Annotated in this window: 14 protein-coding genes; 7 read left to right on the top strand and 7 right to left on the bottom strand. The window is 72.9% G+C overall.

All coding sequences use genetic code 11. The features are described from left to right. The 4 genes from HCC61_RS29455 to HCC61_RS29440 all read left to right on the top strand — a co-directional run. The coding region (locus HCC61_RS29455) for a type I polyketide synthase (RefSeq protein ID WP_206323172.1) at positions 1-3,122 on the top strand (3,122 nt) is incomplete at its 5' end. An 18-nt stretch (positions 3,123-3,140) separates the two neighbouring features. Continuing rightward, a complete protein-coding gene (locus tag HCC61_RS29450; protein ID WP_169140810.1) occupies positions 3,141-8,600 on the top strand; it encodes a type I polyketide synthase in 5,460 nt (1,819 codons plus the stop codon). 34 nt (positions 8,601-8,634) lie between these two features. Beyond that, complete coding sequence (locus HCC61_RS29445; RefSeq protein WP_169140809.1) at positions 8,635-9,870, top strand: cytochrome P450; 1,236 nt, start codon at positions 8,635-8,637, stop codon at positions 9,868-9,870. Positions 9,871-10,143: 273 nt separating this feature from the next. Beyond that, positions 10,144-11,679, top strand: a complete 1,536-nt coding sequence (locus HCC61_RS29440; protein ID WP_206323175.1) for an acyl-CoA carboxylase subunit beta — start codon at positions 10,144-10,146, stop codon at positions 11,677-11,679. A 147-nt stretch (positions 11,680-11,826) separates the two neighbouring features. On the opposite strand, the gene HCC61_RS29435 is transcribed toward HCC61_RS29440, so the two are convergent. Then, positions 11,827-13,782, bottom strand: a complete 1,956-nt coding sequence (locus tag HCC61_RS29435) for an FAD-dependent monooxygenase (RefSeq protein WP_346777441.1) — start codon at positions 13,780-13,782, stop codon at positions 11,827-11,829. Between the two features lie 214 nt (positions 13,783-13,996). On the opposite strand from HCC61_RS29435, the gene HCC61_RS29430 reads away from it, so the two are divergent. Continuing rightward, on the top strand, positions 13,997-14,722 hold the full coding sequence (locus tag HCC61_RS29430) for a VC0807 family protein (RefSeq protein WP_240969404.1): 726 nt from the start codon (positions 13,997-13,999) through the stop codon (positions 14,720-14,722). Positions 14,723-14,807: 85 nt separating this feature from the next. On the opposite strand, the gene HCC61_RS29425 is transcribed toward HCC61_RS29430, so the two are convergent. After that, positions 14,808-15,851, bottom strand: coding sequence for a methyltransferase (locus HCC61_RS29425; RefSeq protein WP_169140808.1), 1,044 nt, complete (start codon positions 15,849-15,851; stop codon positions 14,808-14,810). A gap of 142 nt (positions 15,852-15,993) precedes the next feature. Between HCC61_RS29425 and HCC61_RS29420 the strand changes: the two genes are divergently transcribed. Further along, positions 15,994-16,425 carry a protein-tyrosine phosphatase family protein gene (locus HCC61_RS29420; protein ID WP_169140807.1) on the top strand — a complete coding sequence of 144 codons (432 nt, stop codon included), beginning with the start codon at positions 15,994-15,996 and terminating at the stop codon, positions 16,423-16,425. Between the two features lie 30 nt (positions 16,426-16,455). On the opposite strand, the gene HCC61_RS29415 is transcribed toward HCC61_RS29420, so the two are convergent. The 5 genes from HCC61_RS29415 to HCC61_RS29395 all read right to left on the bottom strand — a co-directional run bounded on the left by HCC61_RS29415 (position 16,456) and on the right by HCC61_RS29395 (position 21,950). Then, positions 16,456-17,244, bottom strand: coding sequence for an SDR family oxidoreductase (locus tag HCC61_RS29415; protein WP_169140806.1), 789 nt, complete (start codon positions 17,242-17,244; stop codon positions 16,456-16,458). Between the two features lie 175 nt (positions 17,245-17,419). After that, a complete protein-coding gene (locus tag HCC61_RS29410) occupies positions 17,420-18,421 on the bottom strand; it encodes a LacI family DNA-binding transcriptional regulator (protein WP_169140805.1) in 1,002 nt (333 codons plus the stop codon). 159 nt (positions 18,422-18,580) lie between these two features. After that, positions 18,581-19,030, bottom strand: a complete 450-nt coding sequence (locus tag HCC61_RS29405; protein WP_169140804.1) for a VOC family protein — start codon at positions 19,028-19,030, stop codon at positions 18,581-18,583. A 222-nt stretch (positions 19,031-19,252) separates the two neighbouring features. Further along, the gene (locus tag HCC61_RS29400) at positions 19,253-19,927 is read right to left on the bottom strand and encodes a dienelactone hydrolase family protein (RefSeq protein ID WP_169140820.1); all 675 of its coding nucleotides are present in this window, start codon (positions 19,925-19,927) and stop codon (positions 19,253-19,255) included. Between the two features lie 640 nt (positions 19,928-20,567). Then, complete coding sequence (locus HCC61_RS29395; protein ID WP_169140803.1) at positions 20,568-21,950, bottom strand: FAD-binding oxidoreductase; 1,383 nt, start codon at positions 21,948-21,950, stop codon at positions 20,568-20,570. A 223-nt stretch (positions 21,951-22,173) separates the two neighbouring features. Here HCC61_RS29395 and HCC61_RS29390 point away from each other — a divergent pair, with 223 nt between their 5' ends. Next, a complete protein-coding gene (locus HCC61_RS29390) occupies positions 22,174-24,363 on the top strand; it encodes an AfsR/SARP family transcriptional regulator (RefSeq protein ID WP_169140802.1) in 2,190 nt (729 codons plus the stop codon). Positions 24,364-24,395: the final 32 nt, after the last annotated feature.

Here is a 24,395-nt window from a genome sequence, read left to right as displayed (position 1 = left end):
ACGGCCTTGCGGTTCCGGTGTTGCGTAAGGGCCGGGGTGAGGAGACGGCGCTGCTGACGGCTCTGGCCCGGTTGCATGTGGCCGGTCACCGGGTGGAGTGGGCGCCTGTCTTCGAGGGCACGGGCGCGGTCCGTGTCGATCTGCCCACCTACCCCTTCCAGCACGAACGCTACTGGCCGACCGCCTCCGCGGCACGCGGCGATGCCGCCTCCCTCGGCCTCGTACCGTCGGAACACCCGCTGCTCGGCGCGGCGATGGCGGTCGCCGGGTCGGACGCCGTCGTCCTGACGGGGCGGCTCTCCGCGTCCACGCTTCCGTGGCTCGCCGACCACGTCGTGCACGGCGCGGTGACCCTGCCCGGCTCCGCATTCGCCGAACTCGCCGTCCGCGCCGCCGACCAGGTCGGCTGTGATCGCGTGGAGGACCTGACGGTCACCGCACCGCTGGCCTTCGGCGCACACGACGCCGTGACCGTCCAGGTGTGGGTGGACGCCCCAGACGAGGAGGGACGCCGCGCCCTCACCGTCCACTCCCGCCCGGCCGGAGACGACGACAGTCCCTGGACCCGCAACGCCACCTGCGTGCTGAGGTCCGCCGGCGTCCAGCCGGACACCAAGGCCCCCGCACCGTGGCCGTCCGAGGGAGCACGCCCCGTCCCCCTCGACGGCTGGTACGAGGAGCTGGAACAGGCGGGCGTCGCCTGCGGGCCGGTCTTCCAAGGGCTGCGCGAGGTGTGGCGGAGGGACGACGAGGTCTTCGCGGAGGCCGAACTCCCCGCACCCGTCTCCGACGCGCGCGCCTATGGACTCCACCCGGCGCTGCTCGACGCGGCGCTGCGGGCGTACGACGCCTCCGGGGGCGGCGACGGCACCGGAGTCGTTCCCGTCGCCTTCGACGGTCTGACGCTGCACGCCTCCGGCGCGTCCGTGCTGCGTGTCCTGCTGACCCGCATGGGTCCGGACACCGTGTCCGTGGCCGCCTTCGACCAGGACGGGGAGCCGGTGCTCACGGCCGACGCCGTGGAGACCGCCGTGCCCTCCGCCGACCAGGCCGCGTCCGCCGCGCCCGCCGCCCGGCGGGAGTCGCTGCTGCGGCTGGAGTGGACGCAGGCGCCGGAGAGGGACGTCCCGTCTGCGCCGTCCGGCACCCGCTGGGCCGTCGTCGGATCCGGCGACTCCGGCATCGCCGCGGCCCTCGCCGCCGCCGGGCAGAACGTGGGCGAGCCGGTGCAGTCGCTGGCCGAGACGGTCGGCGCGGACGGCACCGTGCCCGACGTCGTCGCCGTACCGGTTGCGGCGGAGAGCACCGGCGACGTGAGCGGCGCGGCTCACCGGGCGGCCGCACGGGCTCTGGAACTCGTGCAGGCGTGGCACGCGGACGGGCAATTCGCCCGTTCCAGGCTGCTGTTCGTCACCCGCGGCGCCGTCGACACCGACCCGGCCGCGGGCCGGATGCACCCGGCCGCCACGGACGCGAGCGCGGCAAAGGCAGGTGACGGCACTGCCGTCGCACCGCAGACCGCCCCCGTATGGGGCCTCGTGCGCTCCGCCCAGGCGGAGAGCCCGGGCACCATGCTCCTCGCCGACCTCGACGGCACCGAGGAGTCCGCCGCCGTGCTGCCGCGGCTGCCCGCACTGCTGGACGCGGGGGAGACCCAGGCCGCGGTGCGGCAAGGCACCGTGCACGTGGCACGCCTCGCCCGGCTGCCCCACGAGGAACCCGGCGCGGCCGGGCCCGGCGAGGCGCCCGACTGGGACCCCGACGGCACGGTGCTGATCACCGGCGGCACCGGCGGGCTCGGCGCCGAACTGGCCCGGCACCTCGTCGCCGAACGCGGAGTGCGGCACCTGCTGCTCGCCTCGCGCCGCGGCCCCGACGCACCCGAAGTGCTGGAACTGCGGGCCGAGTTGACGGCACACGGCGCCGACGTCACGGTCGCGGCCTGCGACACCGCCGACCGCGCCGCCGTGGACGCCCTCGTGGCGGACGTACCGTCCGCGCACCCGCTGACGGCGGTCGTGCACGCCGCGGGCGTACTCGACGACGGCGTCGTCGCCTCCCTGACTGCGGATCGCCTGGCCGCCGTGCTCCGTCCGAAGATCGACGGGGCGTGGAACCTCCACGAGGCCACCAACGGCCACCCGCTGTCGGCGTTCGTCGCCTACTCGTCCGTCGCCGGCGTCATGGGCGCCGCCGGGCAGGCCAACTACGCCGCTGCGAACGCGTTCCTGGACGCACTCGCCCAGTACCGCAGGGCCCGCGGACTGCCCGGACAGTCCCTCGCCTGGGGACCCTGGGAGCAGGAGGCGGGCGGCGTACGAGGCGGCGGCCTGACCGGTTCGTTGTCCGAGCAGGACATGCGCCGCATGGGCCGCTCCGGCATGCCGCCGCTGAGCGCCGAGGAAGGCCTTGCCCTCTTCGACGCCGCCACCGCACGCACCGACGCGCTGCTGGTGCCCGTACGGCTCGACACGCGGCGCACCCGAACCGGCGCTGCTGCCGGGCCCGTTCCGGCGGTGCTTCGTCAACTGGTCCCGCAGACACGGCGGACGGCCGGCGACGGACCCTCCGCCGAGGACCTCACGCAGAAGCTCAACTCCATGCGGGAGGCCGACCGGATGCCGTTCCTGACGGACCTGGTGCGCCACCACGCTGCCGGAGTGCTCGGCCACGCCTCGCCCGAAGCCGTCGAGGCGGGACGGGAGTTCCGTCAGATGGGCTTCGACTCGCTGACCGCGGTGGAGCTGCGCAACAGCCTGGGCGCCGCCACCGGCGCGCACCTGTCCGCCACCCTGGTCTTCGACCATCCGACGCCCTCCGCCGTCGCCGCGCACCTGGCCGACGAGCTCCTCGCCCAGAACGCCACCGGTCAGAGCGGCGGCGTCCTGGGCGAACTCGACCGGCTGGAGGCGGCGTTGGCCGCCGGCGCCCCCGAGGACCTGGCCGGCGCACAGGTGGCCGCCCGGCTGCGGACGCTCCTCGCCCGCTACGGCGGGACGGGCACCGACGACGGAGCGGAAGCCGCGGTGACCGAGCGCATCCAGTCCGCCAGCACGGACGAGGTGCTGGCGTTCATCGACAACGAACTCGGCCGCCGTACACACGCGGACCCCGACCGCTGATGAGGAAGGTCACTGGCGATGCCGGATGAGGAACAGCTCGTTGAGTACCTGAAATGGGTCACCGCGGATCTGCACAAGACCCGGCAGCGCCTGGAGGAAGTAGAGGCGGGACGCCATGAGCCGGTGGCGATCGTCGGCATGGCGTGCCGCTTCCCCGGCGGCGTGCGCTCCCCCGAGGGACTGTGGGAGCTGGTGTCCGCCGGAGGCGACGCCGTCTCCGACTTCCCCACCGACCGGGGCTGGGACCTGGGCACGCTCGCCGGCGACGGCAGTGGCCACAGCGCCACCCTCCAGGGCGGATTCCTCTACGACGCGGGCGAGTTCGACCCGGGCTTCTTCGGCATCTCCCCGCGCGAGGCCCTGGCGATGGACCCGCAGCAGCGGCTGCTGCTGGAAGCTTCCTGGGAGGCGATCGAACGGAGCGGCATCGACCCGGTGTCGCTGCGCGGCTCCCGCACCGGCGTGTTCGCGGGCACCAACGGCCAGGACTACGGGCATCTGCTGCTCGCCTCCCAGGAGGACGTGGAAGGACACGCCGGATCCGGCACCTCCGCCAGCGTCCTGTCGGGACGCGTCTCCTACAGCCTCGGACTCCAGGGGCCTGCCGTCACCGTCGACACCGCCTGCTCCTCGTCCCTGGTGGCCCTGCACCTCGCCGCGCAGGCGCTGCGCGGCGAGGAGTGCACCCTCGCCCTGGCGGGCGGCGTGACCGTCATGTCGACCGCTGCCAGCTTCGCCGGCTTCACCCGCCAGGGCGGGCTCTCGCCCGACGGGCGCTGCCGTGCCTTCTCCGACGACGCCGACGGCACCGGCTGGTCCGAGGGCGTCGGCGTGCTCGTCGTAGAACGCCTCTCGGACGCCCGCCGCAACGGGCACCCGGTGCTGGCCGTGCTGCGGGGCAGCGCCGTCAACCAGGACGGCGCCTCCAACGGCCTGACCGCGCCCAACGGCCCCTCCCAGCGGGAGGTCATCCGCGCCGCCCTGGCGAGCGCGGGCCTCGCCCCGGCCGACGTCGACGTGGTCGAGGCCCACGGCACGGGCACGACGCTGGGCGACCCCATCGAGGCGCAGGCCCTGCTGGCCACCTACGGCAAGGACCGCCGGACGCCGCTGTATCTGGGGGCCGTCAAGTCCAACCTCGGCCACACCCAGGCCGCCGCGGGAGCCGCCGGCGTCATCAAGACGGTGATGGCGCTACGGCATCAGACGATGCCGCCCACGCTGCACGTCAACTCCCCCTCGTCACACGTGGACTGGGACTCCGGCGCCGTCGAGCTGCTGACCCGGCCCGTCGCCTGGCCGCCCGCCGCCGAGCCCCGGCGGGCCGGCGTCTCCTCCTTCGGCGTCAGCGGCACCAACGCGCACCTGATCCTCGAACAGGCCCCGGAGGCCGACGACACGGAGCAGGAAGAGCCCGCCGTCCCGCACAACGGGCCCGTCCCGCTGACGGTCTCCGCGAAGACGGCGACGGCCCTCGACGCGCAGGCCGAACGGATCCGGGACGAGCTGCGGGAGGGCTCCGCCACCGCGTTCGACGTCGGATACTCGCTGGCCGCATCCCGTGCGCTCTTCGACCACCGTGCCGTGCTGCTGGCGGGGGAGGACGGCGTGCGTGAGGCGGCGCGCGGCGTGGCCTCCGACCGGCCGCTGGGGGTGCTCTTCTCGGGTCAGGGCGCCCAACGGCTCGGCATGGGACGGGAGTTGTACGGACGCTTCCCCGTGTTCGCGGAGGCGCTCGACGGGGTGCTGGAGCAGCTGGATCCCGCTGTGCGCGGGGTGATGTGGGGCGAGGACGCCGAGGCGCTGAACGATACGGGCGTGGCCCAGGCGGCGCTGTTCGCCTCCGGGGTGGCTCTCTTCCGCCTGGTGGAGTCGCTCGGTGCGGCGCCGCGGTTCGTGGGCGGCCATTCCATCGGTGAGGTCACGGCGGCCCACGTGGCGGGGGTGTTGTCGCTCTCGGATGCGTGTGCGCTGGTGTCGGCGCGTGCGCGGTTGATGGCGCAACTGCCGCGTGGCGGTGTGATGGTGGCGGTGCAGGCCTCCGAGACCGAGGTGGCGCCGCTGCTGGAGGACGGGGTGGCGCTGGCCGCGGTCAACGGGCCCACCTCCGTCGTCCTGTCCGGCGACGAGGAGCAGGTGCAAAAGCTCGCCGCCGAACTGGAGTCCCAGGGGCGCAGGACGTCGCGGCTGAACGTGTCGCACGCCTTCCACTCCCCGCTGATGGAGCCGATGCTCGGGGAGTTCCGGCAGGCCGTCTCCCGACTCGCTTTCCACGAGCCGGAGTTGGGGCTGGTCTCCAACCTCACCGGGGATCTCGCCGGCGAGGAGATCCGCACACCCGACTACTGGGTGCGGCACGTGCGGGAGACCGTCCGCTTCGCCGACGGCGTCACCGCACTGCGCCGGGCCGGGGCCGGCGCCCTGCTGGAGCTGGGCCCCGCCGGGACCCTGACGCCCATGGCGCAGGAGACCCTCGAAGGAGACCTGCAAGGCGAGCGCGAAGGTGAGCGCGAAGGTGAGCGCGAAGGGGATCGCGAAGGGGATCGCGAGGGGGATCGCGAGGGGGAGGACGCCTCCGCCCGTGAGAGCGGCGCGGACGCCGCCCGGCCCAAGGAGAGCGCAACGGCCGCGGGCAGCGGCCGGCCCGTCACCGTCGTCCCGCTGCTGCGCAAGGACCAGCCGGAGGAGACCGCCGCCGCAACGGCCCTGGCGCGCCTGCACGTTGCGGGCGTGCGCGTCGACTGGTCCGCCTGGTTCTCCGGCACCGGCGCCCGCCTGACGGACCTGCCCACGTACCCCTTCCAGCGCGAACGCTACTGGCCCACGCCAGCCGGCGGCGGCATACCCGCAGCGCCCCGCCCGCCCTGGGCCGAGGACCCCACGATGTACGGCGTCGAATGGGTGCAGGCACCTCCGGCCGCCCCCGCTGCGGCCTCCGCCCGTTGGGCAGTCATCGGCGCCGACGAGTTCGACCTCGCCCACCTGCTCTACAGCGCCGGCCAGAACGTCACCTCCTACGGGGAGACCCTCGCCGGTGCCATGGTCGACGGCGGCGCCGCACCCGACGTCTTCCTCGTGCCGCTGGTGGGGGAGCGGGACGGTGAAGTGCCCGCGTCCGCGCACGCGTTGGCCGCCCGCGCCCTCGCACTCGTCCAGGAGGCCCTGGAACAGCAGCGGTTCGCCGGATCGCGCGTCGTCTTCGTCACCAGGGGAGCCTTCGCCGCCGCGGGCGAGCAGGTCACCGACGTCGCCGCCGCGGCGGCCTGCGGCCTGGTGCGCTCGGCCCAGTCGGAGAACCCGGGACGCTTCCTGCTCGTCGACATGGACGACGCGGAGCTCTCCGGCGCTCTGCTTCCCGCACTGCTGTCCCGGGACGAGCCGCAGGTACTCGTACGGAACGGGACGGCACGCGTGGTGCGCCTGGCGGAACCGGCCGTCACCGGCGCCGGAGCCGGACCGCGCCCGTGGAACCCCGACGGCACTGTGCTGATCACCGGCGGCACCGGCGGGCTCGGCGCCGAACTCGCCAAGCACCTCGTGGCCGAACGCGGCGTGAAGCACCTGCTGCTGGCCTCCCGCCGCGGCCCGCAGGCCCCCGGCGCCGACGACCTGCGCGACGAACTGGCCGCCGCGGGCGCCCAGGTGACCCTCGCCGCGTGCGACGCCGCCGACCCGGGACAGGTGACCGCGCTGCTCGCCGGCGTACAGCCCGAACACCCGCTGACGGCCGTGGTCCACGCGGCGGGCGTCCTGGACGACGGGCTCGTGGCCTCCCTCACCCCGCAGCGCCTGGCCGACGTGCTGCGCCCCAAGGTCGACGCCGCCTGGAACCTGCACCACGCCACCCGCGGCACCGACCTCGCCGCGTTCGTCCTGTACTCCTCGGTCGCGGGCCTGCTCGGGGCCGCCGGACAGGGCAACTACGCCGCCGCCAACACCTTCCTGGACGCCCTCGCCGAGCACCGCCGCGGCCAGGGCCTCCCCGGGACGTCCCTGGCCTGGGGGCCGTGGGCCGAGGCCGGCGGCATGACGGGCGCCCTCAGCGGCGCCGCCATGGAGCGCATCGCCCGCTCCGGGATGCCGCCGCTGACCACCAGGCAGGGCATGGCCTGCTTCGACGCCGGGCTCGCCCGCGAGGAGGCCGTACTGGCGCCGCTGCACCTCAACACCGAGGCGCAGCGCCGCCAGGGCGTGCCGCCGCTGCTGCGCGGCCTGATCTCCGACGGCGGTGCCGGTGCGGCGCCCGCCGAGAAGTCGGCCGTGACCATGCTGGACCGGATCTCCGGCCTGGACGCCGCCGAACAGGAGGCAGCGCTGCGGGACTTGGTCGTCAACACCTCCGCCGTGCTGCTCGGCCACTCCGACCCGGACGCCATCGATCCCGAACGGGACTTCCTGGAGCTCGGGTTCGACTCGCTCATCGCCGTCGAACTGCGCAACCAGCTCTCCGAAGTCCTCGGCGTGCGGCCCCCCACGTCCGTCGTCTTCGACACCAAGACGCCCGCGCGGCTGGCCGGTTGGCTCCTGGACGAACTGCCCGAACGCGCCGGAGGCGGCTCCGGCACCGCCTCCGGCGGCCAGGCCGCGGCACCCGCGGCCCACGGCGACACCCTCCAGGGGCTGTTCACCGAAGCCGTCCGCTCCGGGAAGGTCCTGGAGGGGCTGCGCATGCTCAAGACGGTGGCGGCGCTGCGTCCCACCTTCGAGACCCCGGCGGAGCTGGAGGAGCTGCCCGCGCCCGTCACCCTCGCCGAGGGCAGCGCCACCCCCCGGCTGATCTGCATCAGCGCACCCGGGGCGACGGCCGGGGTGCACATGTACGCGCGCATGGCCGCCGAACTCCGCGGCAAGCGGCACGTGTCGGCGCTGCCGCTCGTCGGCTTCGCCGAGGGCGAGATGCTTCCCGCCACCACCCAGGCCGCCGCACGCGTCGTCGCCGAGAGCATCCTGCACGCCAGCGACGGCGAACCCTTCGTGCTCGTCGGCCACTCCTCAGGAGGCACCCTCGCCTACTTCGCGGCCGGCGTGCTGGAGGAGGCGTGGGACGTGCGGCCCGAAGCCGTCGTCATGCTCGACACCCTCAGCCTCCGCTACGACAGCCACGAGGGCATGGACTTCGACGCCGTCACCACCAACTACTTCAACACCATGGACTCGCCGGCGGTGAGCATGAACAGCGCCCGGCTGTCCGCGATGGCCCACTGGTTCATCAAGATGACCGACATCGGCCTCGAACCCAGCGCGCCCAAACTGCTCGTGCGCTGCGGCAAGGAGGTCGCCGGCACCGACTTCGAGACGGCCTCGTCGTCGTCCGCGCCTCCCCTCTCGGTGCCCGCCGACGACGTACGCGTCGTGCCGACCGACCACATGGCCATGGTCAAGGAGGACTCGGCCATGACCGCCGAGGTGATCGAGGACTGGCTCGGCACGCTCGCGGAGGCCGGGACGGTGACGGCGGGAGCCCCGAACCGTCAGTGAGACCACCCCGCACCCCGCCAGGAGGCCACACCGCATGACACGCGCCACCCAACCGCCCACGCTGGAAGTCGAACAGCCCGCCATCCTCACGCTCTCCCCGCTGCGCCTGCGCCTCCAGGCCACCGCGCCCGTCTGCCGGATACGCACCCCCGCCGGCGACGAGGGATGGATCGTCACCCGGCATGCCGAGGTCAAGGCCCTGCTCCAGGACAACCGTCTGGCCCGTACGCACGCCGACCCCGAGAACGCTCCCCGCTACATCCGCAACCCGATGCTGGACATGCTCATCACCGACGCGGATCCGGAGGTCGAGCGGGAGTCCCACGAGGCCAAGAGGGTCCTCTACACCAAGAGTTTCGCCGCGCGGAAGGTGCTGGACCACCGCAGCAGGGTCGACGCCATCGCCGACGAGCGCATCGACGCCATCCTCGACAAGGGCCGCCCCGCCGACCTGCACGGCGACTTCTCCATGCCGTACTCGCAGCAGGCCCTGTGCGACATGATCGGCGTACCGCCCGACGCCCGCGAAGAGCTGCTCGCCCGCATGGACGGCGCCGGCGAAGTCGACGGCGACAGCGGCGACGAGGCCCCCGCCGACGGTTCCGCCGAAGGTCCCGGCGACGGCGGCGGAGGCGACGAGATGGCCGCCCTCTTCGGATTCGCGGCACGCATCGGTGCCCGCAAACGCCGCGAACCCACCGACGACGTCATCTCCCGCTTCGTCGAGTCCGGGCTCAGCGACGAGGAAATCGGCCTGCACACCGTGACGTTGCTCTTCACCGGCCTCGCGGGAGTCGCCAGCCACATCGACTTCGGTGTGCTGCTGCTCGCCACCAATCCGGAGCAGCGCACGGCCGCGATGGACAGCTCCGAGGTCATGGCCCGCGCCGTAGACGAGGTGCTGCGCGCCACCGTGGGCAGCCCCGTGCTGCCCCGGTACGCCAGCGAGGACATCGAGATCGGCGGCGAGACGATCCGCACCGGCGACCTCGTCCTCCTCGACTTCTCCCTCGCCAACTTCGACCCCCGGGTCTTCGACCACGCCGAGCAGTTCGACGTCAGCCGTGCGCCGAATCCGCACTTCACCTTCGGCCACGGCATGCGGCACTGCACCGGGGCGCCGCTGGTGCGGATCCTGCTCCAGTCCGCGTACACGAAGCTCTTCGACCGGCTGCCCGGGCTGCGCCTGGCCGTCCCGGAGGAGGCGCTGCGGCCGCATCCCGGCGGCCGTCTCGCCGGCGGACTCGCCGAACTTCCCATGACCTGGTAGCCCGTCGGGGCCCGCCGGAGGGAGACCACCATGACCGCAGTGGACGACGTCCGCGGAGCCCGGACCCCGCACGGCCGCCCCGGCGAACGGCCGGACCCACGGCCTGACGCGCAGCCGGAGCCGCACCCCGACGCGGAGCCGGACCCGCTGCCACCGATGACGGCGCCGGACGGAGCCTCCGGCGACGGGGCACCCGGCCCGGAACCTCGCGAACAGCCGGACCCGTGCGAACAGCCGGACCCGGCGGCACACGGGGCGGGCGGCACGCGCCGGATGGCCGCCCGCCTGAGGAACCTGCGCCAAGAGGTACTGCGCGGGCCGGACGACCACGCCACCCGCGCCCAGCACGCCCGCGGCAAGCTGACCGTCCGCGAACGCCTCGACCTGCTGCTGGATCCCGGCTCCTTCCACGAGCTCCAGCCGCTGCGCCGCCACCGGGCCACCGGCTTCGGCATGGAGGACAGACGGCCCCGAACAGACGGCGTCGTCACCGGCCAGGGCACCGTCGAAGGCCGTCAAGTCTTCGTCTGTGCCCACGACTTCCGCTGCTTCGGCGGCTCACTCGGCCAGGCGCACGCCGAGAAGATCCACCGGGTGATGGACCTGGCCGAGGCGGCGGGATCGCCGCTCGTCACCCTCATCGACGCGGCCGGCGCCCGCATACAGGAAGGTGCGACGGCACTGGCCGGATACGGCGGGATCTTCCGCCGCCACGTGCGCTCCTCCGGGATGGTCCCGCAGATCAGCGTCGTCCTCGGCCCGTGCGCCGGGGGAGCGGCCTGGGCACCGGCCCTCACCGACTTCGTCTTCATGGTCCGCGACGTCTCCCGCATGTACGTCACCGGGCCGGAGGCGGTGCGCTCCCTCACCGGCGAGGAGGTCACGCACGACGAGCTCGGCGGCGCCGGCGTCCACGAACACCTCAGCGGCGTCGCCCAGTTCGTCCACGACGACGAGGAGAGCTGCCTCGCCGACGTACGCCACCTGCTGAGCCTGCTGCCGGCCAACAACCGCGAACTGCCGCCCCGCGAGGAGCCCGAGGACACCCCCGGCCGCGGCACGCCACGGCTGATGGACCTGGTGCCCGCCGACCCCGCCCACGCCTACGACATGCGTACCGTCATCGCCGAAGTCGTCGACGACGGCGACTGGTTCGAGGTGCACGCACGGTGGGCGTCCAACGTCGTCTGCGCCCTGGCGCGGCTCGACGGTGAGGTCGTCGGCGTCGTCGCCAACCAGCCGTCCCAGCTGGCCGGTTCACTCGACATCCACGCCTCAGAGAAGGCCGCGCGCTTCGTGCAGACCTGCGACGCCTTCAACATCGCGCTGGTCACCCTCGTCGACGTGCCGGGCTTCCTGCCCGGCCGCGACCAGGAGCACGGCGGCATCATCCGGCACGGCGCCAAGCTGCTGTACGCGTACTGCAACGCCACCGTTCCGCGGGTCTCGCTGATCCTCCGCAAGGCATACGGCGGCGCCTACATCGTCATGGACTCCCAGTCGATCGGCGCCGACGTCACCTTCGCCTGGCCGTCCAACGAGGTCGCCGTGATGGGCGCCCGCGGAGCCGTCGACGTCGTCTTCCGCCGCGACATCGAGGCCGCCGCCGACCCGGCCGCCGCCCGCGCCGAGTGCGTCAAGCGGTACGAGGAGGAACTGATGCACCCCTACTACGCGGCCGAACAGGGCCTGGTGGACGACGTCGTGGAGCCTGGAGAGACCCGCGCCGCACTGATCGGCGCGCTGGCGATGCTGCGCACCAAGCACGCGGACCTGCCCGACCGCAAGCACGGCAATCCACCGATGTGACCCCCCGCGGCGCCTCTCCGGGCCCCGCTCTCCGCTCTCCGACTGGCTCGGGCCCGCCGCGCCCGGACTGGCTCTCGCGCCCGCCCGTGCCCGCTGCGCTCCGGCCCGCCGGACGGTCCGCCGCACTCCCGTCCCCCGGGCGGCGCTCTACTCCCGTTCGGCGGACGCCGGTTGCGTCCCGTCCGTCTCCGTCCCCGGCTCCATCTCCGGGTCCGGGTCCGGGTCCGGGTCCGCCTCCGTTTCCAGAGCCTCCTCCGCCGCGGCATCCGGGTTCGCCGGGCCGCCGGCCCCGCTGTCGTCCGTCCTGCCCAGCACCCGTGAGAGGACGTCGGTGAGTACGCCCACCGCGTCCTCCGCCGCCTCCGCCGAACGCCAGGCCACGAACCGGTCGGGGCGGACCAGCACGGCGCCCTGCGGACCGATGCCGCGGTGAGCGACCCACGTCGAGCGAGGGTCCAGGAAGTCGCCGTCGAGATGGCCGATGCGCACCGCCTCCACCGCGACACCGAGCAGTTCGGCCGCCTTCACGGCCGCCGACACCCACTCCTCGCCCTCCTCGCCTGCGATCAGCAGGAACGTGCCGGGCCGCACGAGGTCCATCACCGGCAGCCGTGCCCCGGCCGCGCCCGCCAGCCAGGCGTGCGGCAGGGGCGCACCCGGGCGGGTGCCGGGCTGGTAGATGCGCACGGGGTCGGGGTTGGCGGGCTCCGGCGTACCGTCGCCGACGACGGCGGAGGTGATCTCGTAGGTGTAGCCGTAGTCCAGGCCGAGCGCGTCGAACTCCATGGACTGGCTGGCGATGGCGCGGCGCGCCTGCGCGCGGAACGCGGCGTCCGCCTCGTCGTCGCCCCAAAGGCGGTGCAGCGCCGCCCAGTTGGCGTCCGGGTCGCTGCCGGGGCCCATGCCCATGGCCTGCACGGCCAGAAGGTGGTTGATGGCGTTGTTCACGGCGTGCTGGACGTTGCGAGCGGCGATGCGCTTGCGCTCGTCCTCGTAGCTGTCCAGGAGCGCTTCACCGGCCTGCCCGCGCAGCACCGCGGCGATCTTCCAGGCGAGGTTGTGGGCGTCCTGCACCCCGGAGTTGAGGCCGAAGCCGCCCGTCGGCGGATGCCGGTGCGCGGCGTCGCCGAGCAGGAAGACCCGCCCCACGCGGTAGCGTTCGGCGACCACGCCCTCCAGACGCCACCGGGTGATCCGGTGGATGTTCAACTCGTGCTCGGTGAGCCCCAGTTGGGCGCGCAGCTCCCCGATTATCGCCTCGTCGTCCAGCCGGGCGGTGGCGTCGTCCGAGTCGTTGAGGTGGATGACCCACTCCTCGGAGTGGCGTCCCCAGCGCTCCGGCCCCATCGGCACCAGCGAGACGCCGACACCCGACTCCGGCAACCACAGCCAGCGCACGAGGACTTCGTCGTCGTGCACCAGCTCCGACAGGTCGGCGGAGAGGTGGATGGAGACCATGCGGGCGAGATCGTCGGCGCCCTCCATGCCGACGTCCAGGGACGGGCCGATGAGCCGTCCGCCGTCGCAGGCCAGGAGGTAGCGGCTGCGCACCCGGTAGGGCACCCCGGCGACGTGGTCCATGACCGTGGTGGTCACACCGTCCGCGTCCTGCTCGAACTCCGTCACCTCGTGGGAGAAGTGGACGCGCCCCGGGGCGAGTTCCTCGGCGCGCTGCCGCAACAGCGGCTCCAGCCGGATCTGCGGAAGGTTCGCGGGCCGGCACGCGCTGGCAGCCGGCCACGCCGGGTTCTCCCCGCCCGCGCCCCACGCCTCGACGAGGCCGCAGCGGCGCCCGTACTCCTCGCGGTCGCCGGACAGTCCCGCGTACCAGCCCGCGTGGGACATGTTCTCCGGGGGCGTGCCCTGCTCGTACACGCTCTCCGTCAGCGCCAGGTCACGGAAGATCTCCATGGTGCGCTGGCTGAGGACGTGGGCCTTCGGCAGCACCGAGGTGCTCTCCGCCGCACAGGCCAGCCACGTCTCCACACCCAGTCCGGACAGCAGCATCGACGCCGTCAGCCCCGAGCAGCCCCCTCCGGCGATCAGTACGGGAACGTCGAGCACGGCTTCAGCCGCCGCGGGGACATCGACCGAGTCGGACACGGAGCCTCCTCACTGGGGGTCGTGCCGCCGAGCGTAAGGCGCCCGGCACTAGGTGATCGCTCAGTAGTGGCGCGGGCGGCTCGCCGGGCCCCGGAGTGGGCAGGAATCCCCGGTGGGACGCCCCTCGCGGTAGGGGTTCCAACTAGGGGATTTCCGGCAGACATTCAGGTGTACTGGGCGTACGTGCGGCCGTCCTCCTGACGAAGGGGAGTTCATGAGCGAACAGACCGAGCGGTCCGACGGACGGTCCCCGGCGGGCGAGCGGCGCTCGGGCGAGGAGTCCCCCCTGGCCGGCATCCTCGGTCTACTGCTCGACGTGGGCGTCCCCATCACGTCCTACTACGTGCTCAGCAAGGGCTTCGGCCTGAGCGTCATGGCCTCCCTGGCCTGGAGCAGCGTGGTCCCCGCGCTCCGCACGTCCTGGAGCGTCTTCGTACGGCGCAGCACCAACCGCTTCGCGCTGGCCGTGCTGATCGTCACCCTTGTCGGCCTGGTCCTGAGCCTGTGGACGGGCGACGCCCGGCTGATGCTCGCCAAGGACAGCGGAGCCACCGGCGCCCTGAGCATCGTCGTGCTGTTCTCCGCGCTGCGCGGCACACCCCTGATGTCGGCCGCGCTGCGGCCCTGGCTCGTGCGCGGCGTCCCGGCACGCAGCTCCGCCTGGCAGCACCTGTCCTCCTCGTCCGGCCCCTTCCGCGCTGCGGAACGCCGCTACTCGCTGGTGTGGGGGCTGGCGCTGCTCACCGAGTGCGTGCTGCGCGTGATCGGCGCGTACACGATGCCCGTGGACTTCATGGTCTGGTTCAGCACGGTGATCCTCGCCGTGTGCGTCGTCGCCGCCGTCGCCGTCTCCGGCGTACTGGCCACGAAGCCGATGGAGAAGATGGTCGCCGCGGAGGCCGATGCCCTCGCGGCGGAAGGCAGCGGAAAGCGCGGGTAGCGGGCCGAGGACCCGCGCGAGTACCCGCGGGTCCGAGGTCTCCTCCGACGACTCCGGTTCTCTTCCATCTCTCCCGCTACGGGAGTTACGCCGTCGGCTTGTGCGCGACGACCGCCCCGTTGGCGCCCGCCGCCTCGAAACGCACGACATACGGTTCGGCGAATCCCGCGTCGGTGAGCCAGGACGCGTACTCGGTCTCGGAGTAGTTCTGGCCCCCGGGATGGGAGAGCAGCATGTTCATCCCCATCAGCGCGGCCGTGGACGGGCCGCTGCGCTCCGCGTTGATCAGCAGCTCGCAGATGAGCACCGCACCGCCGGGCTCCAGGGCCTTCCAGCACTTCGCGAGCAGCTCGCGGTTGGACGCCTCGTCGCCGCAGTGCAGTACCTGGCTGAGCAGGATCACGTCGTGCCCGCCCGGCAGTTCGGTGTCGGTGGTGAAGTCGCCGGGCACCGCCGTGACGGCGTGCTCCATGCCGCCCGCTTCGACCTTCTCCGTCACGATGTCGCACACGTGCGGCAGTTCGTAGACGGACGCCTCAAGTCCCGGTATCCGGCGGCACAGTTCGATGGGGAAGCCGCCGGAGCCGCCGCCCACGTCGAGCAGGCGCCGGTGCTGCGAGAAGTCGTACACCTCGCCCAGGGCGCGAGCCGTGTAACCGGCCAGCGCGTGCATCGCGTTCCAGAAGAAGTCCATCAGGAAGCGGTCCTCGGCGGAGCCGAAGACGCTCTTCTGCTTGTCGGAGTCCACGAACATCGGCCGGTTCGTGCGCAGCGACTGCACGACGTGCTGCCATCCCGGATACATCGCGTGGTTGTAGAACTGGAGATATCCGCCGAAGAAGTACGGACGCCCCTCGACGAGGTACTCCTCGGCCACCGGCGCGTTGCGGTACGTCTCGCCGTCCTTCTCCAGCAGCTCGATGGACGTGAGCGCCGTGAGGAGGATGTCCGCGGGCCGCGGCTCGATGCCGATCAGCTCGGCGAACTCCCCGGCGGTCACGGCCCGTCCGCCGGCGAGCCGCGTGAATACGTCCAACTCGACCGCGGCCGCGAAGGTCTTGAAACTCATGAAGCCGTTGGTCAGTTGCAGAAGAGGCAGCTGCGAAGGTCCGGTTCCGGCGTTCGTCATCGACTTCTCTCCCCGCATTGCCGCGACTGCCGCGACCGATCCGATGGACACCGCTTCGTTGCCCGACCGACGCTATTGCGCGGACCGTTAGTGGAATCCCTACATCGGCCCGCTGCCGGGGGCCGGCGCTATGGTTGCCCTCGTGAGCGACACCTGGGAGCCGGCCGCGGCCGGCGTGCTGCGGCTCCCCTCGGGACGCCTGGTGCGCGGACGCGGTCTGCGCCGGCCCCTTCCTCCCGGACCGCGGCCGGACTTCTCGCTCTTCCTGCTGGGCGGACGGCCGCCGCAGGTCCCCTGGGAGTCCCGGTGGCTGCGATGGCCGGACTTCCGGCTGCCCGCCGACCGCCGAGAGGCCCGCGAACTGCTGGAGGAGACGTGGTCGCGGACTGCGGGCGGACGCGTCGAGGTGGCGTGCGGCGGAGGCCGCGGACGCACCGGCACCGCGCTGGCCTGCCTGGCCGTCATCGACGGAGTCCCGGCCGCCGAAGCCGTCGCCTTCGTACGCCGTCACTACGACCCGCGCGCGGTCGAGACGCCGTGGCAGCGCCGCTACGTGTGCCGCTTCACCACATGAACACCCGTGCCGCCGCTCCCGGTCGCGACATCACGCCCCGGCGCTTCGCAGCAGCTCCGGATCCCGGCCCAGGACCGTGCGCCCGCCGTCGACGGGCAGCGTGACCCCCGTGACATAGGCCGCCTCGTCCGAGAGCAGATGTGCCACGACCGCCGACACCTCCTCGGGGAGTCCCGTCCTCCCGAGGGGATGCAGCGTACGCATCTCCTCCTCCGCCGCGGCAGCGACGTGCGGCTGCTGCGCGGCCAGAAGCGACGTGTAGCGCTCCGTGGCGATCGAGCCGGGCGCGACGGCGTTGACGCGGATGCCGCGCGGCCCGTACTCGACGGCGAGCGCGCGGGTCAGCCCCTCGACGGCCGCCTTCGCGGTCGCGTACGGAGTGCAGCCGGGAACGGGCCGGCGGGCCTGATGCGAGGTGATGTTGACGACCGAACCCGGCGTGCCCGCGCCGAGGAACCGCCGCACGGCGGTGGCGCATCCGGTGACCGCGGGAGCCAGGCCCGCCGAGATCAGTTCGAGGACCGTCCCGGCGGGGGACGTGCTGAGCGAGGCGTCGCGGAAGACCGCCGCGTTGTTGACCCAGCCGCGAAGAGGGCCGGCCTCCTCGGCGAGGTCCGCGGCACGCCCGGTCACGGCCTCATCGGCGGCGTCGCCCGTCACGGCCGCGGCGCGCGTGGCGCGCGGATGGCGCTCCAGCCACTCCAGGGAGTCCGGGTCAGTCTCGATCACGACGACGAACCGGCCCTCGGCGAGCAGCCGTTCGGCCACCGCGCGCCCGATGCCCCGGCCCCCTCCCGTCACCACACAGCTGCTGTACACGGGCGCGTCTCCGTCCTCCCCGTATCGGCTGGATCACCGGCAGCCTCACGCCTGGCGACTCCCGTGTCAACAGCATTCATCGAAGCACTTCGATACCTCGGTGCGGCGCTTCGGTACGGCCCTTTCCGGCGGCAGCCGCGAGCAAGGCCGCGGCCCGGTCGTCGAGGGCAGCGGTTCAGGTGGAGCCGCGAGGGACGAGTTCGAGCCGCAGCGTGACCTCCCGCACGGCGGCGGGCCCGCCGCCCATGCGCTGCACCAGCAGCTCCGCCGCCGCCCGGCCCGACTCCTCCAGCGGCTGCCGCACCGTCGTGAGGTCCAGCGCCCGTGCCAGCTCGCTGTCGTCGAACCCCGCCACCGCCACGTCGCCGGGCACCGAGAGCCCCAGCGAACCGGCCGCACGCAGCGCTCCCGCGGCGAGCGTGTCGTCCCCGGCGAACAGCGCTTCGGGAGGGTGCGGCCCGCTCAGCAGCTCCCTCGCCGCCTCGGCCGCCTGCTCCAGCCCGTAGGCCGTGTACCGCACGCGGGCCGGCGGCAGCCGACGGCCCGCGTCGTGCAGAGCGGCACGGAAGCCCGCCAGCCGGCGCTGCCCCGGCGACACATACGCGTCGGAGACCTGCGCCTCACCGAGGAACCCGAAGGCGGCGCATCCCCGCTCCAGCAGATGCTCCGCCACGAGGCGGCCGCCTTCGGCGTCGTCGGTGTGCACGGAGTCGAACCCGGGCCGGCTCACGTCGACCAGCACGGTCGGCAAACCCGAATCGCCGAGGCGGCGGGCGGCACCGTCCTCCAGGGGAAGGCTCATGACGATCAGCCCGTCGAGCCGCCCCGTCAGCGGCAGGCTCGCCAGCAGCGGAGAGGCCGACCGTGCCGCCGACGCATGGTCGTAGACGACGACCTCCAGCGGCCCGTCACCCACCGCCTTCAGCACGCCGCCGAGGCGCCGTGCCACCGACGGATAGGCCGTGTACGGCGCGAGCACCCCGATCCGGCCGACTCCCTTGCGGGCCTTGGCGACGGCCTCGGTCTTCGGCGTGTAGCCGAGGGCGTCCGCCGCGCTGAGAACGCGCTGCCGCGTACGGTCGCTGACGCGTGCGGGAGTGTTGAGCGCCAGCGACACCGTCGAGATGCTCACGCCCGCCTCGGAGGCGACGTCGTAGATGGTGACCCGGCCTGGCAACTGCCCTCAGCTCCGCTCGGCTCCGGCGCGTGACCTCGGCATCGTACCGGGGCGGTGAGCGCCCTCCGGCCCGCCCTCCGGTCGTACCCGCCGCCGCTGCACGGCCCCGCCCCACCCCTTGCCGCACGTCCCCGCTGTGCGCCTCGCTACGGCCCGTCGCTACTGCACGTCGAACTCGTTGCCTTCCGGATCGGCCATCGTGACGTGGTCGCTGCCGCGCGCCCGGACCTGGTGCAGCACCTTCGCTCCGAGCTCCGTGAGCCGCCGTACCTCCGCGTCGCGGCGATCGGGACCGGCGTGGAGGTCGATGTACAGGCGGTTCTTGGCCTGCTTGGGCTCGGGCACCGCCTGGAAGAGCAGCCGTCTGCCCAGGCCCGTGCCACTGAACTCGTCGACGGGGTCGTCGGGATGGCGCACCGCGGCCAGTTCACGGAATGCCTTGTGCCCGTCGACCACCGTGTAGTCACGCTCGTCGACGGCTCCCTCGCGGGCCAGCCGGTCGATCAGCGCGCTGTTGTCCTCGACCTCGTAACCGAGCGCCGACGCCCAGAAACGGGAGAGCTGAAGCGGGTCGGCGCAGTCGACGACCAGTTTCCATTCAAGAGCCATCCGATCCTCCAGATCCGGCGGGACGCTCCACGGACGGACGCGGAACCGCCCGTCCTGCGGGACCACTGCCGGCGGGTCACACGTCACACGCCACGCCTTCGCAACTTCCGCCTCCGATACGGCAGTTCAGCGCCGGGCGCGGCGCCGCCGTAGCCGTAGCCGTAGCCGTCGTACGTTCGCCCCCGCCCGCAGCCGCGACGCCGACGGTGAGCGCAGGTGCCGTCAGCGCAGACCGCGGCCCTCCGCATGCGCCTCGGCCGCATGCATGAACCACTCACGCGCTGCCGCCGCCACCTGCTCGAGCGCGCCGGGCTCCTCGAAGAGATGCGTCGCCCCCGGCACGACCTGGACCCGGTGCTCCGGGCGCAGCAGCTGCGCCGCCTCACGGTTCAGCTCCAGCACCTGCTGGTCCCTGCCGCCCACCAGCAGCAGTACGGGCACCTCCACCCGCCCCAGCGCATCGCCCGCGAGGTCGGGCCGTCCGCCGCGGGAGACCACCGAGACGACCGGCCCGTACCGCCCCGCCGCTGCGACCAGCGCCGCCGCAGCCCCCGTACTGGCGCCGAAGAGATGCGCCTGAAGAGCCTCGGTCACGGGATGCTTGCCGAGCCAGTCGACGGCCGTCACCGTGCGTTCGGCGAGCAGGGCGATGTCGAATCGGTGCTGGCCGGTCGCGGCGTCGGCCCGCTCCTCGTCCTCGCTGAGGAGGTCGATCAGCAGCGTGCCCCATCCGTGCCGCCGCAGCTCCTCGGCGACCGCGCGGTTGCGCGGGCTGTGCCGGGAACTTCCGCTTCCGTGTACGAACAGCACCACCCCACGCGGGGACGGGGGCACATCGAGGTCTCCGGGCAGCTCCACATTGCCGGGCACCGCCACCGAGACCGGCTCCGAGATCATCAGCGCTTCCCCTTCCGGCTCGCGGTCGCTCGTGGTCACCGTCTACCGGGGTAGCCACGGCAGCACCGGATCATGCACCCGCGGGCGGGCCTTCCGGCAGCTGTCCGGCCGCCGTTCGCGACCCGCTTCGTACCGTCGGGCACGGCGAGGACGGCGGGCACGGCTAGGACGGCGGGCATGGCTAGGACGGCGAGGGTACGAGAGGGCCGCGACCGGCGGCTCCCGCACGGACACGGGGAGTGTGCACCGGCGCCGCTCGCCGCACTGGCGGCAGCAGCGCCCGCCGCGCGAAACGGCCGCCCGTCCACGCCGTGCGGGCAGTGGACGAGCGGCCGTTCCGGGTCTCCACCGGCGGCGACGCCGACTGGGCGGGGGACGCCGGAGTTGCCTGAGGCCGTCCCTCAAGTCTGGGGCTTGCGGCCGTGGTTGGCCGCGTTCTTGCGACGCGCCTTCTTCTTCCGGCGACGCTTCGACGACATGTCGACTCCTCTCCAAAGTTCCTTCTACGGGCCCTGCGTCGGTCGGCGGCCGGCTCCGGAACCCACGACGACGTGTACGTACACCGCGCACCGCCCCGGAAAGCCGCGACCGTCCCCATGCTTGCAGCTGTTCTGCTCCGGGGTCTAAACGGCCGCGTGTTTCACGTGGCGGGCCTGATGTTGTGGTTGTGATGGAAGACGTTGCCGGGGTCGTAGTGGGCCTTGACTTCGGCCAGGCGCCGGTAGTTGTCCTGCCCGAAGCCGGCGACGACGCGGTCGGCGCCCTCCTGCCCGATGAAGTTGAGGTAGACGGAGCCGCTCGCCCACGGCTTCAGATCGCTGCGCAGCGCGCGGGCCCACTGCTTGCCGCGTGCGTCGTCGGCGGGATCGTCCCAGAGCCCGAAGGGATGCACCGTCCAGGGCGCGTGCCGCCAGGGCAGCGGATACAGGTCCGCGTCCCGCGCGACCGCTCCGCCCTCAGGGAACAGGACGTGCTGGGAGGGGGAGGGGACGATCATGTCGGCGGCCCGTGCGCAGAATTCGTCCACGGCCTCGTCGGGGAAGGCGTCCAGATGCTCCGCGGACCAGTAGTTGCGGTAGCCGGGAGGGTCGTCGAGCATGCTCTGCAACTGTGCGTATGGAAGCTGAGCGATCATCTCTCCCGCATGGCCGAGCCCGAGCATCGGCGCCATGACCTCGCGTGCCTGCGCCTCCGGCCCCGTGTACGTGATCAGCACCATGCAGACGAGCTTCCCCACCAGCTCTGTGGGGACGAACGGCTCATCCGGCGCCGTCAGGTAGATCAGCCCGCCGCCCACCTGGTCCGGCGCCGCGGCCATGAAGTCCCGGTAGGCACGGGTGACTTCGGGCCCCGCCTGCGGTGGCCAGAGCAGCAGTGCCGCGGTCAGGGCGGGCAGAGGATGCAGCCGCAGCGTCAGGGATGTCACCACGCCGAAATTGCCCCCGCCGCCGTGCAGCGCCCAGAACAGCTCGCCGTGCGTGTGCCCGGTGGCCCGTACGAGATCGCCGTCGGCCGTGACCATCTCCGCGGCCAGCAGGTTGTCGCAGGCCAGGCCGAAGGCGCGTTCCAGCCAGCCCGATCCGCCGCCGAGGACGAAGCCGCCGACCCCGGTCGACGAGACGCGTCCGCCGGTGGTGGCCAGGCCGTAGGGCTGTGTGGCGCCGTCGAGATCGGCCATCGTGGCGCCGCCGCCCACGCGTACCGTTCTCGCCTCCGGGTCGACGGCGGCGGTGTTCATGTGGCGGAGGTCGATGACGAGCCCGTCCGACGCGGAGTTCCCGGCGACGCTGTGCCCGCCGCCGCGCACGGCGATCTCCAGGTCCTCGCGGCGGCCGTAGGCGATGGCCTTGGCGACCTCCGCTTCGTTGCCTGGCAGGGCGATCATGGCGGGGGAGCGGTCGATCATGGCGTTGAAGACGTGCCGGGTCTCCTCGTATGAGGGGTCTCCGGGGGCCAGCAGCGTGCCGGTGAAGCCTGAGCGCAGCTGGTCGAGTGCGGCCTGGTGCAGCATCCGGGATGACATCCGGGTCTCCCTTCCCTCCGCCTTCCCTCTGCCTCTCTTCCGACGGTAACGCCGGGTGGCGGAGGTCCCCGGGCCCGTGCTGCCTGCTCGCGCGGTCGCCGGTCGCCGGTCGCGGGTCGCGGGTCGCCCGTCGCCCTGGCGGACGGAGATCGGGATCGGGAACAGGAACCGGGGTGCGATGGGCGATGCTGGTCCTCTCCCCGTGTGCGGTGGGGGCTGATCGATGCGGAGGGTGACGGGGTTGGCGGACGCGGGCGCGGAGGACGCGGAGGGGCGGTTAGGGCTGCTGCGGTTTGCGGTGTTCGGCCCCGTACGGGCCTGGCGGGGAGAGGAGCCGCTGGATGTGGGGCCCGCGCGGCAACGTGCGGTGCTGGCCGTGCTGTTGCTGCATGCGAACCGGCCGGTGGGGCGGGAGCGGTTGATCCAGGCGGTGTGGGGCGACCCCGCGCCCGCGTACGCGGTGAACCAGTTGCAGAAGTATGTGTCGGGACTGCGGCGGGTGCTGGAGCCGGGCCGGGCGGCGCGATCGCGGTCGGGCGTTCTGGTGTGGTCGGGCGACGGCTATGTGCTCCGGGTCGGACCGGACGGGCTCGATCTCACCGTCTTCGAGCGTCGCGTTGCCCGAGGTCGTGAGGCGCTGTTGCGGGGCGATGTCCGGGGCGCCGCAGGGGAGTTGGAGGGAGCGCTGGCCCTGTGGGCGGGCCCGGTGCTCGAAGGCGTCTCCAGCGTGGTCCTGGACGGGGAGCGCGAGCGGCTGGCGGAGTTGCGGACCGCCGTGCTCGAAGAACGGATCGACGCCGACCTGGAGTTGGGGCGCCACGGGCGGCTGGTGCCCGAACTGACGCGGCTGGTCGCCGAGTTCCCCTTGCGGGAGCGATGCGCCGCGCTGTTGATGGTGGCTCTGTTCCGGGCCGGCCGGCAGGGCGAGGCGCTGGCGGTCTACGACACGGCGCGCAAGGTGCTGGGCGAGGAGCTGGGCATCGACCCGGGGCCGGAGCTGCGACGGCGGCACCGGCAGATCCTCGCCGGCGACGCTGCCCTGGGCGGTGACGATGCCGGTGTCGCCGTGGCCGCTACACAGGACCGGGTACGGCAGGAGCAGGTGCCGGCTCCGCGCCGTGCGGAGACGGCGGAAGAGCTGGCGATCCGGCTCGATGACGCGCGCAGGTTGCAGATCAAGGCGGGGGATGAGGCGCGTGGCGCTTATGCACTGGTCTTCTGGCTGCTGGAACTGGTGAATTCGCTACAGGAGCGGGTGGCACGGCTCGAAGCGGAGAAGCGGTCACGTGCGGCCGCTCCCGGGCTGACCGAGGAACTGGCCGCGTCCCGGGGCCGGTTGGTGACGGCGAGGAAGCAGCTCGTCCGGGCGCGTCGTGAGCGTGAGAAGGCCGAGGAAGTCCGGCTGGCGACGCGGCGGTTGGTCGAGGAGCGTCTGCGTGATCGCGGGACGGACCGCCGGCCGGAGCCTGAGACGGCAGAGACGGACCGCGGGCAGTTCGCGGGGGCGGAGGAGCTCGGTCTGGCTCCGCTGTACGAAGTCGACCACCTCCTGGAGGTCTCCGAGGAGCGGCTGAGAGAGCAGGCCGCCCAGTTGGACGAGCTGAGCGGAAAGCTCGATCTCACGGTGCCGGCGGAGGAGGGCGATGCCGGCCAGCGACCGGAAGACGTTGTTCGCGGTGAACTCCTCGACGGCGCCGCCGGGACGGACGCCGCCGGCCGCGCCGGCCGCGCCGACACCGTGAACTCCCCTTCACAGGACGGTGGTTCACCCGGGAGAGAAGGCGAACATGGCGCACGGGGTTCCGACGCGGAGCCCCCGGCCGGCCGGAGGGATGCGAAGGCCGCGAGGACCGGCAGGGACGGATGGCTGTGGGTCGCGGGCTGTCTCGGAGCCGTGACGGCGTTCGTGCTCGTGCTGTCGTCGCTGGTCTCTTACGGAAGCCGCAGGGCAGGCCTCGAATATGACGTGGGGAGTCTCCCGGTCAAAGAGATCAAGGGCTCGCCGGGAGGGGGATCGTCGGCGCCGTCGTACGTATGGCGCGGCGTGCGCTCCCATGGCACGTTGACCTCCTCTGGGGACTTGTGGGCCACGTTCGCCCCTTTTCCCCGGTCGCCTGTGATGGTGATGGACCGGCGGTTCACCGCGAGGCTTGTGTTCTCCGCGCCTGAAGCGCCGGGCTCCGGATGTCCGGACGAGACCGCGGGCGTGGGATGGACGATCACCATCGACGGGGAGAGGGAGATCGCGTCGGGGGTTCTGGGCAGGAGGGACGGCGAGTCGGCGGCCATCAGCGCCGCTCTTCCCTCGGATCCCGGGACGATCACTCTTACGGCGACGGGTGCCCAGTGTGAGTACGGGCTTCGGCTGGAGAGGCCCGTGATCCGCTACCGGGGTCTGTGGGAACGGGGCTGAGCAGTAGGCGAGTTGGGCCTTCCTGGCCCCCC

The sequence above is a fragment of the Streptomyces sp. HNM0575 genome (assembly GCF_012726265.1).
GTDB lineage: Bacteria > Actinomycetota > Actinomycetes > Streptomycetales > Streptomycetaceae > Streptomyces.
The sequence above is the reverse complement of the archived record's forward strand: the minus strand, read 5'-3'. Positions and strand labels throughout refer to the sequence as shown.